At 39.8% G+C, this 7118-nt stretch carries 3 protein-coding genes; 1 reads left to right on the forward strand and 2 read right to left on the reverse strand.

Annotated elements, in window-relative coordinates; all coding sequences use genetic code 11:
* Positions 1-665 (reverse strand): molybdopterin-dependent oxidoreductase (locus tag RMO27_RS10455; protein WP_309732094.1); only part of this gene is annotated, 665 nt, incomplete at its 3' end.
* A gap of 903 nt (positions 666-1568) precedes the next feature.
* On the opposite strand from RMO27_RS10455, the gene RMO27_RS10460 reads away from it, so the two are divergent.
* The gene (locus tag RMO27_RS10460; protein ID WP_309732096.1) at positions 1569-5522 is read left to right on the forward strand and encodes a hypothetical protein; all 3954 of its coding nucleotides are present in this window, start codon (positions 1569-1571) and stop codon (positions 5520-5522) included.
* Between the two features lie 116 nt (positions 5523-5638).
* Here the strand turns inward: RMO27_RS10460 and RMO27_RS10465 are convergent.
* A partial coding sequence (locus RMO27_RS10465) for a GH116 family glycosyl hydrolase (protein WP_309732098.1) occupies positions 5639-7118 on the reverse strand: 1480 nt, incomplete at its 5' end.

The following is a 7118-nucleotide window of genomic DNA, read 5'->3' on the forward strand; positions in this document are numbered from 1 at the left end:
AATACCACGCAATCAGCTTCCTTCAAGCTTTCCAAACTGACGATCGATGTTTTGGTACCAAACATCTCATTAAGTGCCGTCGTGGAAGGTGCATGGCACAAATCCGAGCAATCTGCCAGATTATTGGAACCCAACGTCCGCTTCATCAGTTGCAAGATAAATGCTGCTTCATTGCACCCGCGCCCCGAACTATAAGAAGCAACGCGTTCTGGATCTTTTTTGAATGCCGCAGTCGCGATCGCGTAAATTTCATCCCAGGAAATCCGCTCGTAGTGCGAACTTCCCGCGCGTAAAATCACGGGAAAACTCAACCGTCCCAATCTGTCGGCTTCATAAGAAGATAATTGTTTCAATCTGGCGATCGGATTGGTATCGAAAAAATGTGTCGAAACCCCAGGCTGAATCTCAGCGGTAATCGCCTCCACGCTCTTCATACAGCGTTGGAGCTTCTCACCCTCTTCATTGGTAAAGCCCCCCTTTTGTCCGCCCGTACCCCACGAGCAAGACAGACACGCACTCTTGTGGAGCAATGTTTTCCACAGTTTAGGGCCTTGTGGTGCTAGCGTCTGCTCTGCCCAATACTCAATGACGGGCAATCCCCCGCCGATGGCTGGGGTATCCTCATTGGTTTCATTAAAAGGCGGTTGCGGCTGTGAATTATCCATTCGATCGCACGATGAGGTAGCTTTATCTGGATAAGCTATCACAATTCGCTAGATACTCAGGTATATCAATGGACAGATTTTGAGGATCTGGCGATCGATCCTCATACTTTGACATTGAGGTCTGACTTCTGATGATTTCTCATTTATGCTGAAGGTAACGATAATGATTGCGCCATCTATGTTTTGAATGATGGGCACTTAGTTTTTCCTGGAGCATTGCGGAGGTAACAAATGTCACAACTGGTTATGGCATCAACATGCACATCTATCATTTTAATCACAAATAATCTTAGGTTGATATTCCCCGATCCAAGGTGTAAAAGTTCAGAATAAGTGATTGAGAAGATTCAATATTAGAAAATAATAGGCTATATGGCGGTCTTAATTGAGTTGCGTGTTTTGCAGTGCAATGACATCAATTAATTAACAGCTCATGTTTAAGTAATGAATAATCCTTTAATAAATCAGGAAGAAGAATATAATAAAATAGCTAGCTTAGAAGCTTCGATCTTCTAGGATTGCTATATCTGTGCGATATGGACTATTGACGGGTAAAGCAGCTACTTCGGAGATCGCTTGTTGTTCAACTTTATCTTTACCCAGGAACCAAAGCCATAAAGTAGCTGGAATCGATGGTAAATGGTGAATGATGATAATATAATCCCCATCTTCTGCAATGGTGGCAACAAGTACACCCTATTGCCCCAACTTACTTCATTTATAGCACCAAAATCCGTCAATGTTGGCGCGGCTAATGTAGGAGTGAGAATCCACAAGATTGGGAGTTCAACATCGGTAATCTTTTGCCCATCTTTTTTGTCTTACGAGCGGATAAATATCTTATAATGGCATAAATAAGTACAAAGACTCTATTAATCTTTCACTCCACCAATACCAGTAGATATGCCTGAAAGTTACGACCTGAGTCAATTTGATCCCAATACATTCGAGCATTTAGTCAATTTGCTAGCGTTGCGTATCTTAGGTCCTGGACATACAGGATTTTGTCCTGGATCGGATGGTGGTCGGGATGGCTATTTTGAGGGAGAAGCTCCATACCCAAGCGAGACGGATCGATGGTCAGGAACTTGGTATATCCAATCAAAGTTTCACAAGCCAAATCTGTCTAAAGATCCTCAAAAATGGCTATTAGCTCAAATTAAAGAAGAATTGGCAGAGTTTGAAAGACCAGAGTCGAGAAGGATAATGCCAACTAACTGGATTATTGCGACGAATATCGATCCTTCTGGTGTTCCCCAAACTGGATCCTTTGACAAAGCAAGAGATCTAGTTAATAAAAAATTTCCACATTTGAAAGATAGATTTCACATTTGGGGAGGGCGAAAGATCTTAGACTTTCTTGTTCTTAATCCTCAAGCTGGTGAATACTACAGACATTTTCTCACTCCTGGAAATATCCTGACTGAAATATACGATCAGATGAAGGATGTGTCGGCAGAAGCTAAAACGATAATACGCTTTTTGATACTTTCTCAACTAGATGAGCAACAATACACTAAATTAGAACAAGCAGGATCGGCTGCCGATACACGACCTGGGATTCATAACCTGTTTATCGATCTACCATTTGGCGATGATGAACACCATATTCAAGGATTTGTTACAGAGTGGCTGGCACGAACTTCTGCAAAGTGTCATCAAGTTGACGACGAACAATCTGATTCAGAAGAATGGCGTTCCTGGAATAGACATCCATCCCGCGCTAGAGTCTGGTTTATCAAAGGTGGTCCAGGGCAAGGCAAGTCAACAATCGGACAATATTTCTGCCAAATTCAAAGAGCTGCACTAATTTTACAGAAACAAATTCAACCAGTATTGGCACCAAAGAAGGCTTTAGCTAGTGAAATTCGCAAAGTAGCTGAGAAGGCTGGATTTTGGACTTCATCTCCAAGAATACCATTGTATATTGAACTAAAAGACTTTGCTCATTGGTTTGGGCAACATGACAAAAACAAGGCGCGTGGAATCTTAACCTATTTAGCTGAATATATTTCTATCGGTGTTGAACAAACAGTTCAGGTGGGGACATTAAAACGTTTAATTGGAAGCTATAGGTGGTTTGTTGTTTTTGATGGACTAGATGAAGTGCCTCAAGATGTGAAAGATGCTGTTGCCTTAGAAGTCTGTCACTTTGTTAATGATATTGCTGTTGCAGTTAACTCCGATATGCTTACGATCTGTACCTCCAGACCGCAGGGTTACTCTGGACAATTCACTAATTTAGATGCACCTATCATTGAATTATTAAATCTTTCTCCAGAACAAGCATTAGAGTGTGCAAAACCAGTTATTGAATTAGATCGTCCTGTTTCTGAATCAAAAAAATCAATGCAGATATTAACATCTGCGATTCAATCACCTGCTGTCTGTGAGTTAATGACGACACCACTTCAGGCACATATTATGGCAGTTGTTGTTCGAGATGGAGAAAGACCTCCAGAAAGACGGTGGAAATTATTTACTAATTTTTATCAAGTAATTAAGAAACGAGAAGCAAATAGAGATCTGCCAGATAGAAAAATAGCAAAACTTCTGAGGGAAGATGAAAAATTATTGAAAACAGTTCATAATCGTTTAGGGTTTGTTTTACATGCACAAGCAGAATCTAGTCAAGGTGCTCAAACAAAGCTTAGTCGTGATGAATTTAAGCTGCTAGTGACAGGTGCAGTTTCTCAGATGGTAGAGACAAATATAGACGAGCAAGTTGATATCTTAATGGAAGCAACAACAGATCGACTTGTATTAGTTAGTACCCCTGATGATGGCGATTATGTTCGATTTGATGTGCGGCAATTACAAGAATTTTTTGCTGCTGAGTTTATTTATGAGTCTGCTAGTGTAGATGAGTTACGAGATAGACTACAGCTTATTGCAGGTGATGCACACTGGCGAGAAGTCACACATTTTTTACTTAGTGCTCTCATTGAGAATGATCGCAAAACAGAATTAACAGTAGCAATTCAAGTTCTAGAGAATTTAAATGAGGGAGATGAACACATTCGACTCCTAAATAAAAGATTAGCGAGGGGATCTATTTTAGTTGCAAGGCTTCTTCAAGAAGGTGTATTAGAACAAGACAAACGTATTCGACAGCAATTTCGTAATTCGCTCAAACCATTAGCCACTTCGACAAAAGCAAACTTACTTTTTACTCTTACACAAATAAATCAATCAAATTCAAAATCCTGGTTATATAGTTTTCTTGTCTCTTGCTTGAAAGAAAGTAATTATAACGAGAGCATAGGAGCTGCTATTATTTTGACACAGATATTACCAGATAATATTGAGTACGCAGAAGACATAAAATATGTAACTAAATTCTTAAAGCAAGCACCTTCAGAATATTTATCTTGTTTGTTAACATCCAGCCTGCTAGAAAGAGAATTCTACAATGAAAGGCAGGCCAGACCCAAATCTAACCATGCTAAACAATGGTTTCTGAAAACTATTGGAGAAATCTTATTAGGGAATCAATGGCTCTCTCTTTCAATAGATGCATTTGCAGCGGCTGTTCAAATTATTACAGTTAATCATAATATATTCTTCTCTACCTCTAATATATTAGAGCTATCAAATACAGAGCAGAAGTTTATAAATTTATTTGTATCTGAAAATAATATACCATTTGAATCTAGCGATATTGATCCTGTACAAGATTATGAATTCATCAAGGTTGTCAAATGGAAGTCTCATTTTTCGGGAAAAATATCAGCAACAGAATTGTCAGAAGACATGTCTTTTTCCTGTGATTTTGTTCAAATAACCCAGTTGCTATTTCGTTATGCAAAGAGTAGTAGTCGCTCAAATTTAATTGAAATATTTAATTGGTTTAACATTAAAAAATGCGATCTAATATATTTATTTTTTTCCAGCTTGAATTTATCATTGCCAATGAATAATTTGATTTCATCGTCAATAATCGATAATATTGCTAGCTTGAAATCTATTGATGATCAAGAGTTTCATGAGGAGATTGACAAAAATCTAAAAATTCGTGTAATACCAGAACCATCAAAGAAGAATTTAGAAATAGTGTTATGGAAAAAAGTGATCGACAAGCATCCACATACAGGAGTTTATCTTTGGACTTTAGATGAAGCACATAGAATTCTTAGAGGTTTCAATGGGGAAGAAGTCCTAAGTATTATTCTTGATAAGGTTATTGAAAGACCTAGCCTAGTTTTATCAAAACCTTCTGTTTGGGGCAAGCTATTAAAGCAAGTTTCTACAAAAGAAAATGAATTTAGAAAAATTATCCTATCCAATATTTCTGAGAATGTAATTGATGAAGATACATTTCCTGGATTTACGTCATTTAAGTTGAATTTACCATTGGAAGCAAATCTTATCCCTCATTTGTTAAATGCAATGTTAACTACTCAGAGAATATTCTGGGTTCACAGAGAAATTCACAGAGAACAACATGATGTGATTAAAAAAATGATTTTTGAAATGGTTCCGAATACAATGTGTTTGCAGCAGATATATAAGAACACGGAAATGGGATCAAGGGTCCAGGCAGCATCATTAATAATGCTTCTTCTCCATCCCGAATCTGATGAAAAAATCACAAATGTAAAAGAACTAATAGTTGATTTTTACACATCAAAAATTGGTCACTGGTATATCAAAGCTCTTTCTGTTTGTTTGTGCTTATTGACTACAGAACAGGATTTGGCAGCACAGTGGATAATGAACAAACTGATAGATACAACTAGAACTGATTACGAAAGTAGAAAATACTTGGAATCAGTTCTAGCTCTTTGGCGTGAAAGTTCTCACGCTCCGATTCAAAGTGCTGGTGTTCAGGCAAGGTGGTTAGCTGGAGAAGGTTAGAGTATTTGATATTAAGAAATTAGACAAAGAAAATAAAAAATTCAACCTAATTAAGGGAAAAATATTATTTTATAGATTTTATGTTTCACTTTGCCATAACAAACTTACCGAGATCCTTAACTCAAAGTGTGATAAATTCCCCAAATTGCCATCGCGCGGAGATAGTGACTGGCGCGGAAAGTGCCAGCAGAAGTAATCGCCTCAGGGGTTCTAAATTGCAACCCATTCGTATATACCTGCTCGACAATTGTCTGGGCTAATTTCAATGCCTCCTCGCGCATTCCCATTTGTACTAAAAATGCCGCAATGCCAAAGTTAATTCCCGTCCAGACTTCGAGGGGATGGGTATCTTTAGGATTCGATGGTGAGCCATCGATTTTGACCCCATTGGCGGCTCCAAATTTACCGCCTTGGAAATTGAGAAAACAGGATTGATAGACTGTTTCTAGGGCAGTTTTGGCACAATCTATGGGCACGATGTCATCTAGTCCGAGGAGCTTGGCGTAGAATTGACCGCACAATTGATCTGCCATCACGACGTCGGAGCCGCTACCAGTATCGATGCGGTAGAAACTACCATTCCAGAGTTGTTCTTGATAGATAGGTTTTCCTGAATCTAACCAGGCTTGATATTGAGGGATAATCTCGGTAGGTTTGGGTGTGAGTTCGCCGTGGTATTGTTGGGTGAGAATTTGACCGATCGCGATCGCGGCTTCTAGTGCTGCCAACCATAATCCGCCACAATAAGCACTAATTCCTTGCAGTCGCCAATCGTCGAAGGTTTGATCGGGTGCGCCGGAGTTTTCAATTATGCCATCGTTATCGAGGTCGAATTGTTTGAGATAGGCTAAGGTATCAACAATTGCCGTCCAACATTCGGCGAGAAATTCGATATCTTGTTTACCTGTAAATACATAGGCGCGATAAACTTGCAAAACGAAATCACTACCCAAATCCTTCCACAGATTGCAATCTTGATAGCAGGTATAGTTGGTCTTTTCCCACGGATGTTCGTTGGGTGCGCCGAGATCGTGGGGGGTGGCGTGAAGAGTTTTGCGGGGTGCCATCATCGCATCGCGATCGACATTTTGGGGACGATCTTCATAGCCGAATGCGGTTTGGACGTAGTAACCAATCAGGCGTTTATTAGTATCTTCAGTATCGATCGCTCTGGCGAAGGCAATCAGGATTGATTTCTCTAATTTCGGCCACAGTAAGAGGACAGAAAAGGAGCCATATAAGCGAACATCTAAACTTTCATACCAGCGATAATCCAGACATTCTAAAACCCCAAATTGTCCCACCGGATCGCGATCGTCAGCCGCCGACCATAATGTCCCACCATCGGTGAGTAAATACAGCTCATTAAACAAGGCCATCTTGAACCAATCGGGCAGATCGGATCGATCGAGAATCGGTTGTTGCCAGTTAATTATCTGCTCTTGCCAAGTATCAGAATGTTTGAGCGCAGTCCGCACCATCGCCCAACTATTTTCACCCGATCGACCGAAGAAATCGGTATAGCGACGATAATAATTTACGTCTTTGCCAAATTCGGTAACGGGGAAATCCCAAGCGAGAATAAACGGAATCTTT

The organism is Chamaesiphon sp. OTE_75_metabat_556, from assembly GCF_031378165.1.
Classification (GTDB): domain Bacteria; phylum Cyanobacteriota; class Cyanobacteriia; order Cyanobacteriales; family Chamaesiphonaceae; genus Chamaesiphon.

Excerpts from the sequence above, each read along its gene's own strand:
- RMO27_RS10460 (WP_309732096.1), top strand. The coding sequence starts at position 1,569 with ATGCCTGAAAGTTACGACCTGAGTCAATTTGATCCCAATACATTCGAG.